This is a genomic window from Streptomyces sp. JJ38 (genome assembly GCF_019303475.1).
In the GTDB taxonomy this organism is placed as follows: Bacteria; Actinomycetota; Actinomycetes; order Streptomycetales; family Streptomycetaceae; genus Streptomyces.
The window spans coordinates 147,696-167,155 of the sequence record NZ_JABLSI010000008.1 but is presented as its reverse complement, the minus strand read 5'-3'; the positions used below and the strand labels follow the sequence as shown (position 1 = coordinate 167,155).

At 73.6% G+C, this 19,460-nt stretch carries 20 protein-coding genes; 8 read left to right on the top strand and 12 right to left on the bottom strand.

What is annotated here, in order from left to right:
* Positions 1–29: 29 nt before the first annotated feature.
* Positions 30–395, bottom strand: a complete 366-nt coding sequence (locus tag HPT28_RS06475; RefSeq protein WP_219089955.1) for a hypothetical protein — start codon at positions 393–395, stop codon at positions 30–32.
* A 17-nt stretch (positions 396–412) separates the two neighbouring features.
* Between HPT28_RS06475 and HPT28_RS06470 the strand changes: the two genes are divergently transcribed.
* Together HPT28_RS06470 and HPT28_RS06465 are read left to right on the top strand one after the other, a co-directional pair.
* The gene (locus HPT28_RS06470) at positions 413–616 is read left to right on the top strand and encodes a hypothetical protein (protein WP_219089954.1); all 204 of its coding nucleotides are present in this window, start codon (positions 413–415) and stop codon (positions 614–616) included.
* Positions 617–879: 263 nt separating this feature from the next.
* The gene (locus HPT28_RS06465; protein WP_219089953.1) at positions 880–2,217 is read left to right on the top strand and encodes an XRE family transcriptional regulator; all 1,338 of its coding nucleotides are present in this window, start codon (positions 880–882) and stop codon (positions 2,215–2,217) included.
* Between the two features lie 4 nt (positions 2,218–2,221).
* On the opposite strand, the gene cutA is transcribed toward HPT28_RS06465, so the two are convergent.
* The 4 genes from cutA to HPT28_RS06445 all read right to left on the bottom strand — a co-directional run bounded on the left by cutA (position 2,222) and on the right by HPT28_RS06445 (position 5,521).
* Entirely contained in the window at positions 2,222–2,548 is a 327-nt protein-coding gene (cutA, locus tag HPT28_RS06460; RefSeq protein WP_219089952.1) for a divalent-cation tolerance protein CutA, read from the bottom strand.
* 239 nt (positions 2,549–2,787) lie between these two features.
* Complete coding sequence (locus tag HPT28_RS06455) at positions 2,788–3,273, bottom strand: hypothetical protein (protein WP_219089951.1); 486 nt, start codon at positions 3,271–3,273, stop codon at positions 2,788–2,790.
* A gap of 115 nt (positions 3,274–3,388) precedes the next feature.
* The gene (locus HPT28_RS06450; RefSeq protein ID WP_219089950.1) at positions 3,389–4,558 is read right to left on the bottom strand and encodes an adenosine deaminase; all 1,170 of its coding nucleotides are present in this window, start codon (positions 4,556–4,558) and stop codon (positions 3,389–3,391) included.
* A 90-nt stretch (positions 4,559–4,648) separates the two neighbouring features.
* Positions 4,649–5,521, bottom strand: coding sequence for an SGNH/GDSL hydrolase family protein (locus HPT28_RS06445; protein ID WP_219089949.1), 873 nt, complete (start codon positions 5,519–5,521; stop codon positions 4,649–4,651).
* A 329-nt stretch (positions 5,522–5,850) separates the two neighbouring features.
* On the opposite strand from HPT28_RS06445, the gene HPT28_RS06440 reads away from it, so the two are divergent.
* Together HPT28_RS06440 and HPT28_RS06435 are read left to right on the top strand one after the other, a co-directional pair.
* Entirely contained in the window at positions 5,851–7,050 is a 1,200-nt protein-coding gene (locus HPT28_RS06440) for a lactate 2-monooxygenase (protein WP_219089948.1), read from the top strand.
* Positions 7,051–7,154: 104 nt separating this feature from the next.
* Positions 7,155–7,913 carry an alpha/beta hydrolase gene (locus HPT28_RS06435; protein WP_219089947.1) on the top strand — a complete coding sequence of 253 codons (759 nt, stop codon included), beginning with the start codon at positions 7,155–7,157 and terminating at the stop codon, positions 7,911–7,913.
* A 12-nt stretch (positions 7,914–7,925) separates the two neighbouring features.
* On the opposite strand, the gene HPT28_RS06430 is transcribed toward HPT28_RS06435, so the two are convergent.
* On the bottom strand, positions 7,926–8,882 hold the full coding sequence (locus HPT28_RS06430) for a LysR family transcriptional regulator (protein ID WP_219089946.1): 957 nt from the start codon (positions 8,880–8,882) through the stop codon (positions 7,926–7,928).
* 92 nt (positions 8,883–8,974) lie between these two features.
* On the opposite strand from HPT28_RS06430, the gene HPT28_RS06425 reads away from it, so the two are divergent.
* Positions 8,975–10,231 carry an MFS transporter gene (locus HPT28_RS06425; RefSeq protein ID WP_219089945.1) on the top strand — a complete coding sequence of 419 codons (1,257 nt, stop codon included), beginning with the start codon at positions 8,975–8,977 and terminating at the stop codon, positions 10,229–10,231.
* Here HPT28_RS06425 and HPT28_RS06420 read toward each other — a convergent pair.
* The 5 genes from HPT28_RS06420 to HPT28_RS06400 all read right to left on the bottom strand — a co-directional run bounded on the left by HPT28_RS06420 (position 10,185) and on the right by HPT28_RS06400 (position 15,580).
* Entirely contained in the window at positions 10,185–11,102 is a 918-nt protein-coding gene (locus HPT28_RS06420) for an STM4011 family radical SAM protein (protein WP_219089944.1), read from the bottom strand. The two genes, HPT28_RS06425 and HPT28_RS06420, sit on opposite strands and share 47 nt — an antisense overlap.
* 9 nt (positions 11,103–11,111) lie before the next feature.
* The gene (locus tag HPT28_RS06415; protein WP_219089985.1) at positions 11,112–12,452 is read right to left on the bottom strand and encodes an STM4012 family radical SAM protein; all 1,341 of its coding nucleotides are present in this window, start codon (positions 12,450–12,452) and stop codon (positions 11,112–11,114) included.
* A gap of 56 nt (positions 12,453–12,508) precedes the next feature.
* Entirely contained in the window at positions 12,509–13,321 is an 813-nt protein-coding gene (locus HPT28_RS06410; RefSeq protein WP_219089984.1) for an STM4013/SEN3800 family hydrolase, read from the bottom strand.
* 73 nt (positions 13,322–13,394) lie between these two features.
* The gene (locus HPT28_RS06405) at positions 13,395–14,552 is read right to left on the bottom strand and encodes an STM4014 family protein (protein WP_308119106.1); all 1,158 of its coding nucleotides are present in this window, start codon (positions 14,550–14,552) and stop codon (positions 13,395–13,397) included.
* A gap of 65 nt (positions 14,553–14,617) precedes the next feature.
* On the bottom strand, positions 14,618–15,580 hold the full coding sequence (locus HPT28_RS06400; protein WP_219089943.1) for an STM4015 family protein: 963 nt from the start codon (positions 15,578–15,580) through the stop codon (positions 14,618–14,620).
* 220 nt (positions 15,581–15,800) lie between these two features.
* Here HPT28_RS06400 and HPT28_RS06395 point away from each other — a divergent pair, with 220 nt between their 5' ends.
* From HPT28_RS06395 to HPT28_RS06385, 3 genes are all read left to right on the top strand, one after another.
* A complete protein-coding gene (locus HPT28_RS06395; RefSeq protein ID WP_219089942.1) occupies positions 15,801–16,127 on the top strand; it encodes a hypothetical protein in 327 nt (108 codons plus the stop codon).
* 47 nt (positions 16,128–16,174) lie between these two features.
* Complete coding sequence (locus HPT28_RS06390) at positions 16,175–17,173, top strand: DUF6745 domain-containing protein (RefSeq protein ID WP_219089941.1); 999 nt, start codon at positions 16,175–16,177, stop codon at positions 17,171–17,173.
* A gap of 183 nt (positions 17,174–17,356) precedes the next feature.
* Complete coding sequence (locus HPT28_RS06385) at positions 17,357–18,154, top strand: VOC family protein (RefSeq protein ID WP_219089940.1); 798 nt, start codon at positions 17,357–17,359, stop codon at positions 18,152–18,154.
* 18 nt (positions 18,155–18,172) lie between these two features.
* Here the strand turns inward: HPT28_RS06385 and HPT28_RS06380 are convergent, their stop codons facing one another.
* Positions 18,173–19,441 (bottom strand): thymidine phosphorylase, encoded by a 1,269-nt coding sequence (locus HPT28_RS06380; protein ID WP_219089939.1) that lies wholly within the window; start codon positions 19,439–19,441, stop codon positions 18,173–18,175.
* Between the last annotated feature and the right edge of the window lie 19 nt (positions 19,442–19,460).

Here is a 19,460-nt window from a genome sequence, read left to right as displayed (position 1 = left end):
TGGTCGTCCGATGCGCGGGACAGGGGCAGCTATGGGTGGCGTCTGCGGGACGGCTCAGGAGGTCCCCAGCGGTGCTCTGCCCCGTCGCTGACACTCTCTGCCGGGGTCTCGTCCTCGGCCGCTTCCAGACGGACGCCACGGCTCTCCGCGACTCGCAGCGCACCGGTCAGCGCTTCGATCAACCGGGCGCCCAGGAAGCGGAGTTCACCGGCAGATGCCTCCTTGTCGGAGAGCAGCGCATCGGCGTGTGCCAGGAGATCGGCTCCCATGCCGAGCTGTACGGCCTCCACCTGATCAGCGACCCGGGACAGGAAGCCGCCGTCACCGGCCAGGTAGCACCGCTTCCCATCCGTGCCTTCCCAGGGGAGCAGGCGGATCGCCTGCGTCGGGCACATTATGCGACCACTACTCCATGAATGAGGCGGGGACCGATATCAACGCCATGGACGGCCAGCCAGAGGGCGCGTCGCCGCTGGCGGCGCAGACGGACTTCCCGCAGTTCATGGGCCACCAGATACGGGCGCACGAGGGCGGCGTCCTCGCCACGAAGCGGTTCGGCGGGTGCGTGCGGTGGGCGCGCCGTGGGCGTGCCCTCGCAGGGGTCGCCGTCCGGTGAGCCGGCTGCTCTGTGGCGCCCCATCGCAGGCAGGAACAGGCTCAGCAGCAGCTCAAGAGTGCGGGGGACAGAATGCGGCATGTCAGCGCTCCCATCAGCGTTGGCCAAACCCCGGGCCGTTCCAGCGGTCGCAGGGGTCTGTTCGCCAACTGTCCTGCTGTGCAAGAGATCTGACTTTCCGTCGATGGGTATCCCTATGATGGGTAGGCTGAGCGTCAGGCCAATGCGGCACACTGTCACCGGCAGGCGCAACGGGGCACCTCATGACCGCATACGAACCACCGACAGCGCTGCCGCGTGCCCTCCTGAACCGTGAGGACATGCGAGCAGCCATCACAGCCCACGACTTCGGCACCGTGTTTCTCCTCGCACGCGCAGAGGCCAGGATCAGTTACTCGAAGATCGCGGCCGAGTGCGGCATCAAGCCGGAGCGCGTAGGCGCCCTGGCTCGCGGGGACGGCAGTGTGACGACGTTCGACAAGATCGCCACCATCGCCGACGCCTTACGTATCCCCGGGCACATGCTCGGCCTCGCACCCCGCGGCTGGGAGACGGCGGAGCAGCCACCCCGACACCCCGCCGCGCCCGCAGGCACTACCGGCACGACCCGAGACGGAGACAGCACAGTGCGGCGAAGGGAGTTCTTCAAAGCGTCGGCCACAGCCGGACTGGCAGTCGGCCTGCCCGAACTCACCCCACCCACAATCGGCCGCCGGATCGGCCGCGACATCCCGGACCGGCTACACCAGCGCACCGCCCGCCTGCGTCGCCTCGATGACGTTCTCGGCGGAGGCGACACCTACCGCGTCTATACCGGCGAGTACCAGTCCACCAAGGCCATGATCCGCGAATCCAGCTACACCGAGCAGACCGGCCGCGCCCTGCTTTCCGTGCTGGCCGAGCAGGCACAGCAGGCCGGATGGGCCGCGTTCGACGCGGGCAAGCACGCTGACGCTCGCAGCCTGTATGAAGCCAGCCATGAGTCCGCCAGAGAAGCCGGAGACGCGGCCCTCGCCGGAAACGCCCTAGCCTTCCTCGCCTACCAGAGGATCAACGGTGACCGGGCCGCCGGAGTCGAGACCGCCGAACAGTCCTGCCGTACCGCAGGCCCAGCCGCTCCATCCGGTGTCCGGGCGCTGCTCCACGAACGCCTTGCGTGGGCCTACGCAGTCGCCGGGGACGACAGCGAGACAGAACGGGCACTGAGCACTGCTCAAGCTGCCCTTGATGACAACGACGGGGCACCGCAGCCCGATTGGGCCGCCTGGGTGGACCGGGACGAACTTCGCATCATGACAGGCCGGTGCTGGACCGAACTGCGCCGCCCGCTCCGCGCGGTTCCCGTGCTGGAAGACGTGCTGGCCCGATACGACGACACCCACGCCCGGGACAAGAGCCTGTACCTGTCATGGCTGGCCGAGTCCTACCTAGCGGCTCGGGAAGTAGAGCAGGCCGCGATGGTCGCCAGCCGGGCGCTGGACTTGTCCGCCGGAGTCGCCTCCGTACGTCCTCGCCAGCGCCTCGAGACGACGCTGCGGGCGCTCAGCGCTCACCGGGACGTGCCTGTGGTGGCCGAGGTTTTCGAACGTGTCCGGGCGTGATCGATCAGCCCTCGCCCTGCCGGGTGGTCTTGTCGATCCAACGCAGGTAGCCCTCTGCCCCGGTGAGTGGCACCGCCGAGATCTCCGGGTTCTTCCACGGATGGTGCTCCAAGAGAAGCGCTTCCAGCGCGGCGTACCGGTCAGCGCGGGTCTTCAGCAAGAGCTGCCACTCTTCGCCAGTGCCGAACTCGCCTTGATGCCAGAACACCGACGCCACCGGACCGACGATCTGCGCACCGGCCGCCAACCGGGCAGCCACAACCGACTGCGCCAGCTTCACAGCGTCATCGCGGCTCTCCGTGGCCGTGGCCACCTGTAGGTACTCAGCCATGCGGGCGAGCCTAGCCCCGGATGAGGTCCGGGCACATAAGGCATCGAGCCGTCATACCGTCCCGTGGTCCGACTCGCCGTGCGAGCCGCCGGCGCCGTCACCCATGCGGAGACTCGCCACCACGCCCGGCCCGATGGACACGGGGTGTCACACTTGGGGAACTCTGGGGGCCTAATGTCCTATCCCGCTCCGCCCCGCGGGGCCGTGGGGGCCGCCCCGCGGGGCCGGGGCCCGTGGGCTCAGAGGGGGAGCTGCCCCGTGAGGCCGCCGAGGTCCCCGGTGGGGAGCTGGCCGCCGATCAGGTTGTCGGTGGACAGGGCGCCCGAGAGCTGGTCGGTGGGGAGCCCGCCGCCCTGCAGCGCGCGGGGAGCGGCCTGGCCCCCGGTGAGCTGGTCGGTGGGCAGACCGCCGGTGAGTTGGTCGGTGGGCAGACCGGAGCCCGCGAGGTCGCCGAGGACCGGCAGCCCGCCGAGCAGGCCGCCGACCGGGTCCTGCCCCTGCGGCACCGCACGGTCGGTGGTTGCCGTGACCGCTCCGGCGGCCTGCTGGAGGTCGCCGGGAAGGCCCATGACGCGGTCCTCCACGCTGAGGTTCTGCGGATCCGCCGCGGCGTCCAGCAGGGCGTCGGTGGGCCCGGCGGCGGAGGCGGTGCCCGCTGCGGAGGCGGCGATGACGGCGCCGAGCGCGGCCACGCCGAGAGTCTTCCTGGGGGTTCCCTTGCTCATGGTCAGCAGAACCTAGTGACCACCCGGAGCGGGCGGCAAACACCGCGGGGCGGGCGGGGCGGTGCTCGCGGGGCGGTTCCCGGAGGGTTCCCGGGCCCGCCCCGCAGGGGCGAGGTCAGCCCTGGTAGCGCGAAGGATCGCTGGTCAGGGAGCGCTCGGCGGCGGTCTCGCGGAACAGCCAGGCGGACTTCAGTTCGGCGTACCCCGGCTTGATCACGTCGTTGATCATCGCCAGACGTTCATCGAAAGGAATGAACGCGGACTTCATCGCATTGACGGTGAACCACTGCATGTCATCGAGCGTGTAGCCGAACGCCTCGACCAGGTGGGCGAATTCGCGCGTCATGCTGGTGCCGCTCATCAGCCGGTTGTCGGTGTTGACGGTGACGCGGTAGTGCAGCTTGCGCAGGAGCCCGATGGGGTGCTCGGCGTAGGAGGACGCGGCGCCGGTCTGGAGGTTGGACGTGGGGCACATCTCCAGCGGGACGCGCTTGTCCCGCACGTAGGCGGCCAGCCGGCCCAGCTCGACGGTGCCGTCGTCGGCGATCGTCATGTCGTCGGTGATGCGGACGCCGTGGCCCAGCCGGTCCGCGCCGCACCACTGGAGGGCCTGCCAGATGGAGGGCAGCCCGAACGACTCCCCCGCGTGGATGGTGAAGTGGTTGTTCTCCCGCTTCAGGTACTCGAAGGCGTCCAGGTGGCGGGTGGGCGGGTAGCCGGCCTCGGCACCGGCGATGTCGAAGCCCGCGACGCCGTCGTCCCGGAAGCGGTTGGCCAGCTCGGCGATCTCCAGCGCCCGGGCCGCGTGGCGCATGGCGGTCAGCAGCGCGGCGACGCGGACGCGGTGGCCGGCCTCCCGGGCGCGCCGCTCACCCTCGCGGAAGCCCTCGTTGACGGCCCGGACGACCTCCTCCAGGCTCAGCCCGCCCTCCAGGTGCTGCTCGGGGGCGTAGCGGACCTCGGCGTAGACGACGCCGTCGGCCGCCAGGTCCTGCGCGCACTCGGCGGCCACGCGCACGAGGGCGTCACGGGTCTGCATGACGGCGACGGTGTGGGCGAACGTCTCCAGGTAGCGCTCGAGGGAGCCGGAGTCGGCGGCCTCGCGGAACCAGCGCCCCAGCGCCTCGGGCTCGCTCTCCGGGAGCCGGTCGTAGCCGGCGTCCCGGGCCAGGTCGATGACGGTGGCCGGGCGCAGCCCGCCGTCCAGGTGGTCGTGCAGGAGCACCTTGGGCGCGCGGCGGATCTGCTCCTCGGTGGGCTGGGTGGTGAAGGTCTCGCTTGTCATCTTCGCACTCTACGCCTACGCGCGTAGATGATGCGAGAAGCGCAGGTCGCACCGGGGTGGCGACGGGGCGCCACCCCGGTGTCCGGCAGGTCAGCGCAGGTTGAGCGTCGCGGCGAACTGCTCGGCCATCCCCCGCTCGCCCAGGGCGTTGGGGTGGACCGGCACGTAGTTGAGCGAGCCGAAGGCGGGCTCGATCCAGCGGGTGCCGAGGGGCTGGCACGCGTCGTGCCCCTCGGAGGCGGCGGACTGGTCGACGTAGACGGCCCCGGTGGCCTCCGCCGCCCGCTCGACGGCGTCGTTCAGCGTCGTCTGCAGGTCCCGCAGGTAGGGCACGTCGCCCCTGGCGATGGGCATGAACGGGAAGCAGCCCCCGGTCGGCGGCAGCAGCCACGGGTACCCGGAGATCGCCACCCGCGCGTTGGGCGCCTTCTCCTTGACCGTCTTCAGGGCCCCCACGACGTTCGCGTAGGTGCTCGTGCGCACCGCCTCCTCGAACGAGTCCCCGTAGATGTTCTGGCACGGGCTGCCGTGGCCGAAGGTGAGGAGGCCGGCCGAACCGCAGGCCAGCACGGCGCTGATGAAGGTGTTGTTGTCGTTGCCGCCGATGGTCATGGTGACCAGGTCGGTCTCCTCGGACAGCGCGTCGGCCTGCGGTGCCACGCCCGGGAACTGCGAGCTGGTGAAGTGGCTGGTCTGCGCCCCGCCGCAGCTCACGTCGGTGAGGGCGTAGCCGTGCTCCTCGGCCAGGGTGTGGGCGTAGTTCGCGGCCGCCTGGGTGCACAGCGGGTTGCTGCCCTCCGCGAGCGGCAGGATGCCGGAGCCGGCACTGAAGCTGTCGCCGAGGTTGACGTAGTCGACGGGGGGCGGCGTGGCGGACGCGGCGTTCGGCACCGTGAGGGCGGCGAGTCCGAGCGCCGCCGCGGCCAGCAGCCCGGCTCTGCGCGGACGGCGTACGTGCGGCATGGGGTCACCTTTCGGGACGGTTCACTGTGGGGAGCGCCCCGAGACGGGTGCGCGACGGTTCGGGCCCGACGAACCGCGGCCACCGCCCCGCGGCGGAGCGGTGGTTACTGACCGGTCAGTTCGTCCATCATCGAGCCGCCGTCCCCGCCCCGGCCCTTGGCGCGCACACAGACTTCCGCGTCCGGACGTTGTGACCGCTCCCAAGACGGCCACGCACCGTGGACGCGACGGCGCCCGGCCAGCAGACTCTGCTCAGGCCGGGCCCGCACGAGCACCACCACCGTCAGGGCCGCGGGCCGACCGCAGCCCCCAGAGAGCGCGAGGACCGCATGACCGACGCGAACACGCCGCCACCCGCCCACTTCTCGGACCACCAGGCGCTGATCTACGCAGCCGGCGCCTTCCGGGGGGAGCGGCCCGCGCTCACGACGGACCTGGCGAACCTGGAGGTCCGCGCGGCCGAGAAGCTCGACGGCGCGGCGCTCGGCTACATCGTCCCGAGTGCCGGGAGCGGCTCGACCGCCCGGGCCAACGTGGCGGCCTTCGAGCGCTGGCGCATCGTCCCCCGGATGCTGCGTGACCACGCCCGGCGGGACCTGTCGGCGACGGTCCTCGGCTCCGAGCTGCCCGCGCCCGTGCTGCTCGGGCCCGTCGGCGTGCAGAGGCTCGCCCATCCCGAGGGCGAGCTGGCCACGGCGCGCGCCGCCGCCGCGCTCGGGCTGCCCTACGTCCACTCCACCCAGGCCAGTCACTCGATCGAGGAGGCGGCCGAGGCGAGCGGGCCGGGGCCGCGCTGGTACCAGCTCTACTGGCCCCGCGATCCGGAGCTGTGCGTGAGCCTGCTGCGCCGCGCCCGCGCCGCCGGCTACACCCACCTCGTCATCACCCTGGACACAACGATGCTCGGCTGGCGCCCGGCCGATCTCGACCGGGGCTACCTGCCGTTCCTCCAGGGCGAGGGCATCGCCAACTACACCTCCGACCCCGTCTTCCGGCGGCGTCTGGAGAAGGAGTCCGGTGCCCCGGACGCCGATCCGGGCACGGCCGGGCTCCTCTTCGCCGACGTCTTCCCCAACACCGGTCTGAGCTGGGACGAGCTGCCCTTCATCCGCGAGCACTGGGACGGCCCGGTGGTCCTCAAGGGCATCCAGTGCGTCCCGGACGCCGAACTCGCCGTCGAGCACGGGATGGACGGCATCGTCGTCTCCAACCACGGCGGCCGGCAGATCGACGGGGCCATCGCCTCCCTCGACGCGCTGCCCGCCATCGCGGAGGCCGTCGGCGACCGGACGACGGTCCTGTTCGACTCCGGTGTCCGCACCGGCGCCGACGTCTTCAAGGCCCTCGCCCTCGGCGCCGACGCCGTCCTCCTCGGCCGCCCCTACCTGTACGGTCTCGCGCTGGCCGGGCGGGCGGGCGTCGAGCACGTCCTGCGCTGTCTGCTCGCCGAGTTGGACCTGACACTCGGCAACGCCGGTTACCGCAGCCACCGCGAGCTGACGCCCGAGGCGCTGTGGCACACCGCCTGACGCGGCGCCGGCCCTGGCCGGGCGAGGCCGTCCGGCACTTCGATACGCAAAGGTGACTGCCGGCCCGGCCTTCCGTCGCCGGGACTTCTGCCATCGTTGCCCCCATGGATGGCCAAGCACCGCCCGAGCGGGACGCCCGGCTCGGCCGACCGCTCGGAACGACGGGACGAGTCGAGGGCGTCCTCCTGCTGCTGCCCGGCGGCGTCCCGCACTCGACGCGGCGGCCCTCACCGCTCGCCGCCGCGGGCTCGCTGGGGCTGGCCCGGCAGGCGGCGCGGGCGGCCAGGCACCTCGGCGAGGAGCTGACCGCACACGTCGTGCACTACCGCTACCAGGGGTGGAACGGCACCTCCGCCCACCCGGTGGCCGACGCCTCCTGGGCGCTGGACGAACTCGTCCACCGCTACGGCGACGTCCCCGTCTGCCTGGCCGGGGCCGGGCTCGGCGGGCGGGCCGCGCTCCGGGCGGCCGGTCACCCGGCCGTCGTCTCCGTCGTCGCGCTGGCCCCGTGGCTGCCGGAGGAGCCCGACGCGGACGAGGAGCCGGTCGCGCAGTTGACGGACCGCCAGGTCCTCATCGTCCACGGCACCAACGACCGGCGCTCGGACCCCGAGCGCTCCTACCGGCTGGCCGAGCGGGCCCGGAAGGCGGGCATCCGCGTCTGCCGCTTCGAAGCGCACACCGACGGGCACGCCCTGCGCGAGTACCGGGCCGAGGTCTTCGCCCTGGCCACGGACTTCGTGCTGGGCACCCTGTGCGCACAGGACTTCGCCCGCCCCGTCCAGGACGCCCTCGCCGCCCCGCCGCCCCTGGGCCTGCGCATGCCGCTGGCCTCCGGTTTCGGTGGCTCCGGCGGCTCCTGAGCCACGGGCGGCTCAGGCCAGCAGGCGGCCGCGCCGGGTGAGGAGGAACCGTTTGAACGCGGCCACCGGCGGGGTGTCGGGCTGGCCGCCGAGCCAGGCGACGCCGATCTCCCGGACCGCCCGCGGCGCGGTCACCGCCAACTCCACCAGCCCGGGCCGGGGCACGGCGGCGGGCGGCAGCAGCGCCACCCCGAGCCCCGCGGCGACCAGGCCCCGCAGCGTCTCCGCCTCCTCGCCCTCGAAGGCGACGCGGGGTGTGAACCCGGCCTCGGCGCACAGCGTCTCGAAGATGCGCCGCATGCCGTACCCGGGCTCCAGGGTGATGAACGGCTCCTCGGCCGCCTCGGCGAGCCGGATGCGCTTGCGGCGGGCGAGCCGGTGGTCGTCCGGGACGACGAGCCGCAGTCGCTGCTCGTCCAGGCGCCGGGTGACGAGGTCGGGGTCGTCGGGGACGGGCGAGGTGAGGCACAGGTCGAGGGTGCCCTCGCGCAGCCGCTCCAGCATGGCCTCGCCGTAGTTCTGCACGAGCGCGAACCGCACCCTCGGGTGATCGGTCCGGAAGGAGCGGATCAGCCCGGGCACCGTCTCCGAGCCGAGGGTGTGGAGGAAGCCGAAGGCCACCTTGCCGGTGGTCGGGTCGGCGTCGGCGCGCACCGCTTCGGCGGCCTGTTCGACGGCGGCGAGCGCCTTCTCGACCGAGGCCCAGAACGTGCGCCCGGCCGGAGTGAGCGAGACCGTCCGGCCCCGCCGGGCCAGCAGGGCGACGCCGAGGTCCTCCTCCAGCCGGGCGACGGCGCGGCTGAGGGTCGACTGCGGCACCGCCAGCTCCCGCGCCGCCCGGGTGACGTGTTCGTGCCGGGCGACGGCCGTGAACTGGGTCAGCCGCGGGGCGAGCAGGGCCGCCCAGGACTCGGCGTCGATGTCGGCCAGTGTTGCCTGAATGTCTTTTTCGTTGCCTGATGGTGACACTGGCCGTCCTCAGCTCTGCTTATGCGTCAGTGGATCGATTATCCCATCGTTGTGCATTGGACGCATGAATATGACGTGCGTAGGTTCGGGGCATGCCTTCCGTCGATACCGGGGCACCCGTCACCTCGGGTGCCTCTCAGCCGTCGTCCCCCGCCACCGCCGCCGCCCGCTCCGGCCGCCACCGGGCCCGCGCCAACCTCGCGCTCTTCGCCCTGGGCCTGGCCACCTTCGCCCTCCTGTACTCCACCCAGGCGCTGCTGCCCGCCCTCTCCGCGGACTTCGCGGTGACGCCGGACGCGGCCAGCTGGACGGTCTCCGCCGCCACGATCGCCCTGGCGGTGTGCGTGCTGCCGCTGAGCACGCTCTCCGAGCGCTTCGGACGGCAGCGGCTGATGACGGTGTCCGTGACGGTCGCGGTGGGCCTCGCCCTGCTGCTGCCCTTCGCCCCCGACCTGGGCTGGCTGATCGCCCTGCGGGCCGTGCAGGGCGCGGCCATCGCGGGCGTCCCGGCCTCGGCGATGGCCTACCTCTCCGAGGAGCTGCCGCCGAAGGCGCTGGTCGGCGCGATCGGGCTGTTCGTCGCGGGTAACAGCGTCGGCGGCATGTCCGGCCGCATCGTCACCGGCTGGGTCGCCGAGGGCCACGGCTGGCGCGGCGCGCTGCTGGCCGTCGGCGTGCTGGCCGCCGTGTGCGCGGTCGCCTTCCGGCTGCTGCTGCCCAGGGCGCGCAACTTCACCCCCGCCCCGCTGGAGCCCCGGGCCCTGGCCCGCACGGTGCGCGGCCACCTGGCCAACCCGCTGCTGGTGCGGCTGTACACGATCGGGCTGCTGCTCATGGCCGTCTTCGGGGCCGTCTACACCGTCGTCGGCTACCGGCTGGTGGCCGAGCCGTTCGGGCTCTCGCAGGGGCTGGTCGGCTCGATCTTCGCCATCTACCTCGTGGGCACGGTGTCCTCGGCGGCGGCCGGCAAGCTGGTCGCCCGGCTGGGCCGGCGCGGCACCCTGTACCTGGCCATCGGCACCACCGCGGCCGGGCTGCTGCTGACGCTCTCCGCCGAGCTGACCGCCGTCCTGCTGGGCCTCGTCCTCGTCACGGCCGGCTTCTTCGCCGGGCACGCCACCGCCTCCTCGGCCGTGAGCCGGACGGCCACGACGGCTCGCGCGCAGGCCTCCGCGCTCTACCAGATGGCGTACTACATGGGCAGCTCCCTGGGCGGCACGCTCGGCGCGCTCGCGTTCCACGGCGGCGGCTGGGCGGCCACCGTCACCCTCTGCCTGGTGGCCCTGGCCGCGGCCACCGGCGTCACGCTGTACGCGACGCGCCGCGCCCTCCGGCTCGCCGCGGCCTGACGGCCGCCCCCGCGGGCGGCGGCTCGGGCCAGCCCGCGGGAACGCGTTCCAGGACGCCCCCGGCGAAGACGTCGTACAGCGGCAGCGACTCCAGGTGTACGTAGCCGATGTGGCAGTCGCACGAGGCCAACGGGCACGCCCGGGGGCGCAGTGCGGCCCGGAAGCTGCCGTCGTACAGGTTGCCGAGCTCCGTCGGCACGAAGTGGCACCGCCGCACCGTGCCCTCGCCGTCGACCGAGACCACCGAGGCGCCCGTCCTGCACGGCAGCCCCGCCGAGCGGTGCGGGCGGCGGCTGTAGCCGAAGAGGGGGTCGATCTCCGTCCAGCGGGCGGCCTCCTCGTCGGTGTACGTGTGGCCCTCCGCCGCGTTCACCCACACATACACCTCCGGGGGCAACTCGGCCCGCAGCCGCCGTGCCTCGGCCAGGTGCGCGTCGAGACCGACGACGCCCACGCTGTACCGCACGCCCGCCGCCGTCAGCTCGGCGCAGCGCGCGCGGAAGCGCTCGTACGGTACCTGCCCGGGGTGATACGTGCACCACAGGGCCGCGACCTCCCGCCGGGCCTCGGCCAGCCAGCCCGTGCGGCAGCTCAGGTTGGTCTGGATCGCGACCCGCCGCACCTGCGGCAGGTGCGACAGCTCCACCAGCGCCCGCCGGTACCAGGAGCGCACGAGCCCTTCGCCCCACGGGGTGAACAGGACCGAAACCCGGTCGCCGGTCTGCTCCGCCACCCAGGCGACGAACCGCTCCAGCGCGGCGCGGTCCGCGCGGAGCCGGTGTGCGGAGTCCCGCCGCTTGGCGAACGGGCAGTACGGGCAGTCGTAGTCGCACGAGGCGAGCGGCCCCCGGTAGAGGATCGTCAGGTCCACTCCGCGCCCTCACTTCAGCTCGTAGTCGGCCATCGCGGCCCGGACGGCCGGTGAGAACAGCGCCGGCCCCACGGCGTCGGAGTAGGCCAGGCCCTCCGCCGACAGCCGCAGCCGGTCGGGGGCCGCGGCCGGATCGAGCCAGCCGCGGCCGGCGAAGCCGGCCAGCTCCTCGGCGAAGTCGGCCACGGGCTCGGTGCCGAACCGGGCCCGGTAGGCGGCGACGTCCATCCCCTCGGCCTGCAGCAGCGACTGGAGCAGGTGACGCCGCCTGCTCTCCCCGGCGTCCAGGTACCGGCCCACCTCGGCGCGGGAGAAGTCCCGGGTGTCCGTGTAGGCGTCGATGATCGCCCGGACTTCCCGCGTGGCCACGGCGTAGTCGAACGAGTAGTGGAGGGACGAGGTGTACGAGCGGGCGCCGCAGCCCAGCCCGACCATGCCGTCGCTCTGGCAGGCGTGGTCCTCCGCGCCCTGCTCCGGTGCGTCGGCACGGCGGAACATGCGCATCGACACCTGGCGGTAGCCGTGCTCCCGCAGGTGGTCCCGGCCCACCCGGTAGAGCCGCAGCCGCTGGGCGTCCCACACCCGCCGCTCCCGCTCCGCGGCGCGCCGCCCGAGCCCGGTGAGGGGGCGGACGTACAGCGGATAGAGGTACAGCTCCTCCGGGCGCCAGGCCAGCGCCGCGTCCAGCGAGCGACGCCAGCTCCGTGCCGTCTGACCGTCGATGCCGTAGATGAGGTCGATGTTCAATGCGGGGACGGCCGCCTCGCGGATCCGGGCGAGGGCCGCCTCCACGTCCGCCCGGCGCTGCGGCCGGACAGCCGTGCGCGCCTCGGCGTCCACGAAGCTCTGCACACCGATGCTGAGCCGGGTGACCCCGCGCTCGGCGAGGACGGCGAGCCGCTCGACCGTGGCGGTGGCGGGTGACGTCTCCACGGCGAACGGTATGGAACGCAGGTCGGCGCCCATGCGGTACTCCACGACGTCGCACAGCCGGTCCAGCTCCGCGGCCGTCAGATAGGTGGGCGTCCCGCCGCCGAACGCCGCCGCCGCGAACCGCACCGGCTCCTCGCTCCCGAGCGCTTCCCGCACGGCGGTCGCCTGCCGCTCCAGCGCGTCCAGATAGCGGGCCGACGCCTCGTCCGGGGCACCGACACGGGTGAACAGGTTGCAGAAGCCGCAGCGCACCTCGCAGAAGGGGATGTGCGCGTAGAGCGAGAGGGCGCCCTTGGGCTCGTCCGCCCACAGCTCTCGCAGGGCCGGGCGCTCCGCCAGGGGACGGTACGCCGTCTTGTGCGGATAGGCGTAGACGTAGTTCTGGTAGGGGCTCTCCCGGGGCCGGTGCGCGCTCACCGACCGGGCGCCGGAGACGGTTGCACGGGCGGCCCCGCTGCTGACGGTGGTGACGTTCACAGGGTGACTCCCGGCTCCAGGACGAAATGGGCGTACGGCACGGTCCACACCGTCTCGTGGCCGAGACGGTGGCCGGTGTAGCCGTCCTCCCCGTAGGCCGTGCCGTGGTCGGAACAGACGATGGTGAAGCACGGGCGGCGGCTGCTCATGACCTGGAAGAGGCGGCCGATGTGCCGGTCGACGTACTCCAGGGCGGCGGCGTGCGTGGCGAGCGAGTCCCCGTCCCGCTCGGTGGCGCCCGGACGGTGGAACCAGTTCGGCTGATGCAGGGCGGCGACGTTGACGAACAGGAAGAGCCTGCGGTCGCGTGGAAGCGCGGCGACGACCTGCTCGGCCCGCCGCACCTGGGACTCGAACGAGGTGGGGGAGGCGACGCCGAACTCCGGTTCCCAGTGGCTCTCGTCGAAGAGCCCCGGCAGGACGGAGCCCAGCGGGCCCCGTCGGTTGAAGAAGCCCACGCCCCCGATGCACACGGTGCGGTACCCGGCGGCGGACAGCGCCGACGGCAGGTCGGGCGTCTCGAAGACGAAAGTGCCCTCGGCCGTCGTCTCGCTGCCCGCGAACCGGGCCGCGAACAGCCGCGGGTGCGGCCCCGGTGCGGCGGGCGTGGGCAGGAAGCCGGCGAACATCGCCTGATGGGAGGCGTAGGTGAAGCTGCCCGGCGCGTGCCGCTCCTCCCAGCGGCCGTCGGGGAGGTGGCGCACGAGGTTCGGCGTGCGACCGGCGGCGGCCAGGTCCCGCGCGACGTCGTGGCGCAGGGTGTCGAGTGTGACGAACAGCAGGTCGTGCGTGCCGACGATGGCGTTCATGCCGGACGTGGCCGGGCGCGGGCTCGGTCCCGGGCTCGGGTGCCGGCCGGGACCGGCCGTGGCCGGGCTGGGCTCACTGGCTGACATGAACGCTCCTCACCGCAGACCGTGTGGCGGCCACCTGGGCCGCGTAGGTGTCGCGCCCTTCGGCTCCACGCCCCGGCAGCCCGGGAAGGCCCGGCAGGAGGTCTCCGAAGGCGTTGACCTCACCGACCGCGAACCGCCGCCAGCCGGGCGCGGGCAGCAGATCGACGCCGACGCACAACGTGCCGGGGAAGCAGGCCGCGGCACGCTCGCACACGGCGAGCGCGGCGTCCCACCCGTAGCCCGCCGCCTCGACGGCCGCGCGGACGGCGGTCAGGTCACCCCGGGCCCCGCCGAGGTGCAGGTTGGTCATGGGGAAGGCACTCGTGCGGACAACGGCGTGGGTGGCCCGGCCCGCCACGACCACCACCCGCAGGTCGGCGGCACGGCCGGAAGAGCTCGCCTTCGGCAGCCACCGCTCGACGTGCAGCTGCTCCGGCGCGAGGGCGTCAACCAGGGCCGCGACCTCGCGTTCGGTGCTGTAGCGGCGTACCCGCAGCGAGTTGTACATGCGCCCGTCCGGGGCCCGTGCGACGGAGGTCGTCGCACGCACCCGGCCGGGCCCCGCCGTCTCCAGGGCCAGGATCCCGGACGCCGAGGAGCCGTGCGCCGGCTTCACGAAGGCACGGGGCATGCGGTGATCGCGCAGCAGTTCGCGCAGGTCCGTCCAGCCGCCGACGACGGGGCCGCCGGCTCCGGACGTCGGGGACGGGGGGACGGCCACTCCGGCCATCGACAGCCGGGCGTGGGTGAGCCGCTTGTCGAACAGCACGGCCAGGTCCTCGGGGTCGTCCAGCAGCGTGGCGCCCGCCGCCGAGGCCGCCCGGCCGATCGCCCGGGCGGCCTCGGAGAACCGGGCATACCAGCGCGCTGTCCCCTCCACCCGGGTCGGCTCGGGGACGCCGCGCAGCAGCCAGTCGGTCTCGGCGTCCTCCCCCGGGGAGTCGACGCGCACCGTCTCGCCCGGCTGGAACCGCGGTCCCTCGCGCAGTACGCGGGTCCAGGGCACGATCCGGGGCGCGGGCAGCCCGGCGGCCCCGACGGCCTCCGCGAACAGCGTGACGCGCCGGTTCTCCGGCACGCCGACGACGGCGAAGCGCACGGGTGCCACCGCACGCGGGAGGGAGGGGGCCGGAACGGGGGTCACGGCCGGCTCCCCCCGGCTCCCCCCGGCCCCGCGCGGGCGTCGCGCCGGGGCCCCCACCGGGCGGCTCACTCCGACACCATCGTGTACATGCCGTCGCCCGCCCAGGGCTCGCCCCAGGGAGTCTCCCGCCCGGAGAGATCGACCTCGACCCCGTGCGGCTCCAGCGCCTCTCGCACCCGCTCCTCCATGGCCTCGGACAGGAAGTGGTGGTGCAGGTCGAGCCGTTCGAGATGGGTGAGCGGCTGGCCGGCCAGCAGGGCGGCGGCGCCGGCGTCCCCGAGGGTTCCCAGAGAGAGGTCCAGCGTGCGCAGCTGGGCGACGACGGGCGCCCCGGCCAGGGCGGCGGCGATCTCGTCCTGGATCTCGCTGTTGCGCAGCCCGAGGTGGCGGAGCTCGGGGAACGCTCCGCCGGAGAGCAGCGGCTGAAGGTCCGCCAGCTCCACGTCTCCGCCGTAGGCGGAGACACCGAGCCACAGGTCCAGCCGCTCCAGCGCGGGCAGCTCGCTGTCGAGCACGGCGCGCAGCGGCCCGCGCGGCAGTCCGCCGGTCTCGATGGTGAGCGAGGCGAGCGCCTCGTGGCGTATCGCGGTGAACTCCAGGGTGTCGCCGCCCCGTACGCCCAGCTCGCGCAGCCCTGGGTAGGCGGTGAGCAGGGGCGACATGTCACAGAGGTTGATCCAGGAGACCTCGCTCTCCTCCACGACCACGTCCCCGACGAACACCGCCTCCAGCGACGTCAGCCGGTCGGCCGCCGCCACGATCGCGTCGAGGGGCCCTCCGGCGTCCGTGTCGTACGACGGCCCCCAGCAGCCGACGATCAGCGCCCGCACCCCCGCCGGGTCGACCGCCTTCAGGAACCTGGCGAACGCGACGGCCCAGCATTCCTCGTCGTCCCCGTCCCACGAGCTGGTCGCCACCCGCCAGGCCGCGGCCCCGGCCTCGGGCAACGGGACGCCCTCCTGTCGGTCTTCGTCGATGTCGTACACGGGCAGCCCGTAGAAGCGCGTGAGGTGCTCGTTGAAGGTCATGGCGCAGGACTCCTGTGATGCGGAGGTCGGTGATGAGGCCAGGTGTATCAAGCCCGGCTGACAGCACGGCCGTCGGCTCGGACGTCCGCCGGGGAGCCGGGCCCCGCAGCCGCACTGCCCGGCGCCGCACTGCCCGGCGCCCGGTGACCCGTTGTCAGACCCCCCGCCTACCGTCTGTTGCGTCGCCGCGCACCGGGCGCGGCGCGGAGGGGAGAGCCGCGTGTACCGGCAGGGAGATGTGCTGATCGTGCCCGTGACGGAGTCGGCCGTGCCCGCGCGCCTGCTCGACGCGGCGGGCGAACCACGTGATGCCAGGGGCCGGTTGGTCCTGGCCCTCGGGGAGGTCACCGGCCACGCACACGCCGTGCAGGGGCCGGGGAGGCTGCTGGGGGAGAGCGGCGCCTCCGGGCCGAGGCTGCTCCATCTGCCGGAGGGCGGGCGGGTGGTGCACGAGGAGCACGCCCCCATACCGCTCCCCCGGGGCTGGTATCGGGTCATGCGGCAGCGGGAGTACGCGCCGGGCGCCGTACGCGTCGTCGCCGACTGACGGGCGGGCGCCGGGTGAGCAGGGGACAGGAGGAGGACGGGAGCAGCATGCGGCACGTGGACGAGTGGCGGGCCGTCGCCGCGGCGACGGGAGCGCCGGACCGGGCGGCGGCCGAGGCCGGGGTGCGGCGGGCGTACCGATCGGCGGGGCTCGCGGAACCGGAGCGGTTCGTGTGGGCGCGGTCGCCGCGCGAGGGCGTGACGGCCGTGCGGAGCCTGGAGGACGCCGGGGCCCCGGTCAGGGACGCGGTCCGCTCCCGGCCCTGGGCGCTGGCGCGGCGGCGCGTGTATGACGAGCTGGGGGCACGGGGCTGGGCCGCGCACTGGGCGGCGACCGGCGGCCGGCTGTGGGAGCAGACGACGGCGCTCGCCGAGCGGATCACGGAGGGCGTCGTCTCCTCCCTGACGGAGGAGGGGCAGGACGAGGGCCCGCTGCGTCTCCTCCTGCTGGACGCCGTGCGGGGCCAGCACGACGGCGCGTGGATCGCGGCGTTCCCCGGGGAGGAGGCGGTGGCCGGGCTCGCCGAGGTCGCACGGCACTGCGGCTGGTGGTGGCCCTACGAGCACGCGGTCGTGCTCACCGAGCGCCCGGTGGAGCTGCACCGGGACGAGGCGGGCCGGCTGGACCGTGCCGATGGGCCGGCGCTCGCCTACGCGGACGGCTTCGCGCTGCACGCCTGGCGCGGCATGCCGGTACCGGCGGGCTGGCAGGCGGAGCTGGCCACCCTCACCCCCGAGCGCGTCCGCGCGGAGGAGAACGCCGAACTGCGCCGCGTCATGCTGGAGCACTACGGCTACGAGCGGTACCTGTCGGAGTCGGACGCGCGGCCGGTCCACCGGGACGACACGGGCGTGCTCTGGCGCATACCCCTGAGCGGGGACGAGGACGTGGTGATGGTGGAGGTCGTCAACTCCACGCCGGAGCCGGACGGTGCGCACCGCACGTACTGGCTGCGGGTTCCGCCCCAGACCCGTACGGCACGGGAGGGCGTGGCCTGGACGTTCGGGCTGGAGGCCGACGCCTACCAGCCACTGCGGCAGACCTGACGCCGCGCCGCTCCTCCCCACGCCGCTCTCCTCCTCCCCTCCCCGGGGCCGCTCTCCCCCACCGTCCGACCGCCGCACGGCTGGGCCATGCCGACCTGACCAAATCGGCACCTAACCGAATGATTCGGTCAAAACGGATACGCTCACCGCGTTGGGTCCGCGATCCCGGCTGGAGGAAACCCCATGCCCGACGTCACCACGCCCTACGCCCAGGGCACACCCTGCTGGATCGACCTGATGGTGCCGGACCAGCAGGCCGCCCTGGACTTCTACCGCGACCTGTTCGGCTGGCAGGGCGAGATCGGCCCGCCCGAGACCGGTGGCTACTCCGTGTGCATGCTGCGGGACCGGCCGGTGGCGGGGATCATGACGGCGATGAACCCGGACGGCAGCCGCCCGGACCCGCCCCCGCCGCCGGTGTGGACGACATACCTGGCCACCCGGGACGTGGACGCCGCCGGTGCCGCGGCCACCGAGGGCGGCGGCACGCTGGTCATGCCGCCCATGGACGTCATGGACCTGGGCCGGATGGCCGTCGTCCAGGATCCGACGAGCGCGGTGTTCGGCCTGTGGCAGGCCCGGGACTTCCCCGGCTTCGGGGTCTCGGGCGAGCCGGGCGCGGTCGTGTGGAGCGAGCTCAACACCGCGGACACGGACACCGCCGCCGACTTCTACGGCTCCGTGCTGGGCATCGCCGCCAGCACCATGAAGGGCGCCGAGGGCTACTTCTCCCTGAACGTGGACGGCACCACCGTCGGGGGCATGCAGGGCCTCGACCAGCTCGGCCCGGACGTGCCCTCGCACTGGCTGACGTACTTCGCCGTGGACGACGTGGACAGCACCGTGGACGCCCTGGTGCGGGCGGGCGGCTTCGTGCTGAAGCCGCCCTTCGACATGATGGCGGGCCGGATGGCCGTCGTGCAGGACCCGCAGGGCGCGCCCTTCGCCCTCATCGCTCCCGTCCCGCCGGAGGCGGCGTAGGCGACGGGCACGCCGCCGTCAGTCCACGCGGCCCAGCACGATCGGGGCCGGGGTGAAGGCGCCGCCGATCTCGACGGCGCCGTCCAGGACGGCCAGAGCGTAGTCGAAGGCGGCGGGCGTGTCGGTGTGCAGGGTCAGCAGCGGCTGGCCCTCGCGCACGGTGTCGCCGGGCTTCGCGTGCAGCTCGACGCCGGCTCCGGCCTGCACCGGGTCCTCCTTGCGGGCCCGGCCGGCACCCAGCCGCCAGGCCGCGACGCCGACGGCGTAGGCGTCCAGCCGCGACAGCACCCCGGAGGCGGGGGCCGGGACGACGTGCCGCTCGCGTGCGGTGGGGAGCGCGGCGTCGGGGTCGCCGCCCTGCGCGGTGATCATGCGACGCCAGCAGTCCATGGCGGAGCCGTCGGCCAGCGCCCGGGCCGGGTCCGCGTCGGGCAGCCCGGCGGCGTCGAGCATCTCGCGGGCCAGGGCCAGCGTCAGGTCGACGACGTCCCGCGGGCCGCCGCCCGCCAGCACCTCGACCGACTCGCGGACCTCCAGGGCGTTACCGGCGGTCAGCCCGAGCGGGGTGGACATGTCGGTGAGGAGCGCGACGGTCTTCACGCCGTGGTCAGTGCCGAGGCCGACCATGGTGCGGGCCAGCTCGGTGGCGTCGTCGAGGTTCTTCATGAACGCCCCCGAGCCGACCTTGACGTCCAGGACGAGGGAGCCGGTGCCCTCGGCGATCTTCTTGGACATGATCGAGCTGGCGATCAGCGGAACGGCCTCCACCGTGCCGGTGACGTCCCGCAGGGCGTAGAGCTTCTTGTCCGCCGGGGCGAGCCCGTCGCCGGCGGCGCAGATGACGGCGCCGACATCGCGCAGGACGTCGAGCATCTCGGCGTTGGAGAGCAGCGCCCGCCAGCCGGGGATGGACTCCAGCTTGTCGAGCGTGCCGCCGGTGTGACCGAGCCCGCGTCCGGAGAGCTGGGGCACGGCCGCGCCGCAGGCCGCGACGAGCGGGGCGAGCGGCAGGGTGATCTTGTCGCCGACGCCGCCGGTGGAGTGCTTGTCGGCGGTGGGGCGGGGCAGCGAGGAGAAGTCCATCCGCTCGCCGCTGGCGATCATCGCGGCCGTCCAGCGGGCGATCTCGGCCCGGTCCATGCCGTTGAGCAGGATCGCCATGGCCAGGGCGGACATCTGCTCATCTGCGACGTGGCCCTGGGTGTAGGCGTCGATGATCCAGTCGATCTGCTCGGTGCTGAGGGTGCCGCGGTCACGCTTGGTGCGGATGACGGAGATGGCGTCCATGCGGGGTTCCTTCGCGGGG

Coding starts and splice junctions, on each gene's coding strand:
- HPT28_RS06475 (WP_219089955.1), bottom strand. CDS start 395: ATGTGCCCGACGCAGGCGATCCGCCTGCTCCCCTGGGAAGGCACGGAT.
- HPT28_RS06470 (WP_219089954.1), top strand. CDS start 413: ATGAATGAGGCGGGGACCGATATCAACGCCATGGACGGCCAGCCAGAG.
- HPT28_RS06465 (WP_219089953.1), top strand. CDS start 880: ATGACCGCATACGAACCACCGACAGCGCTGCCGCGTGCCCTCCTGAAC.
- cutA (WP_219089952.1), bottom strand. CDS start 2,548: ATGGCTGAGTACCTACAGGTGGCCACGGCCACGGAGAGCCGCGATGAC.
- HPT28_RS06455 (WP_219089951.1), bottom strand. CDS start 3,273: ATGAGCAAGGGAACCCCCAGGAAGACTCTCGGCGTGGCCGCGCTCGGC.
- HPT28_RS06450 (WP_219089950.1), bottom strand. CDS start 4,558: ATGACAAGCGAGACCTTCACCACCCAGCCCACCGAGGAGCAGATCCGC.
- HPT28_RS06445 (WP_219089949.1), bottom strand. CDS start 5,521: ATGCCGCACGTACGCCGTCCGCGCAGAGCCGGGCTGCTGGCCGCGGCG.
- HPT28_RS06440 (WP_219089948.1), top strand. CDS start 5,851: ATGACCGACGCGAACACGCCGCCACCCGCCCACTTCTCGGACCACCAG.
- HPT28_RS06435 (WP_219089947.1), top strand. CDS start 7,155: ATGGATGGCCAAGCACCGCCCGAGCGGGACGCCCGGCTCGGCCGACCG.
- HPT28_RS06425 (WP_219089945.1), top strand. CDS start 8,975: ATGCCTTCCGTCGATACCGGGGCACCCGTCACCTCGGGTGCCTCTCAG.
- HPT28_RS06410 (WP_219089984.1), bottom strand. CDS start 13,321: ATGAACGCCATCGTCGGCACGCACGACCTGCTGTTCGTCACACTCGAC.
- HPT28_RS06400 (WP_219089943.1), bottom strand. CDS start 15,580: ATGACCTTCAACGAGCACCTCACGCGCTTCTACGGGCTGCCCGTGTAC.
- HPT28_RS06390 (WP_219089941.1), top strand. CDS start 16,175: ATGCGGCACGTGGACGAGTGGCGGGCCGTCGCCGCGGCGACGGGAGCG.
- HPT28_RS06385 (WP_219089940.1), top strand. CDS start 17,357: ATGCCCGACGTCACCACGCCCTACGCCCAGGGCACACCCTGCTGGATC.
- HPT28_RS06380 (WP_219089939.1), bottom strand. CDS start 19,441: ATGGACGCCATCTCCGTCATCCGCACCAAGCGTGACCGCGGCACCCTC.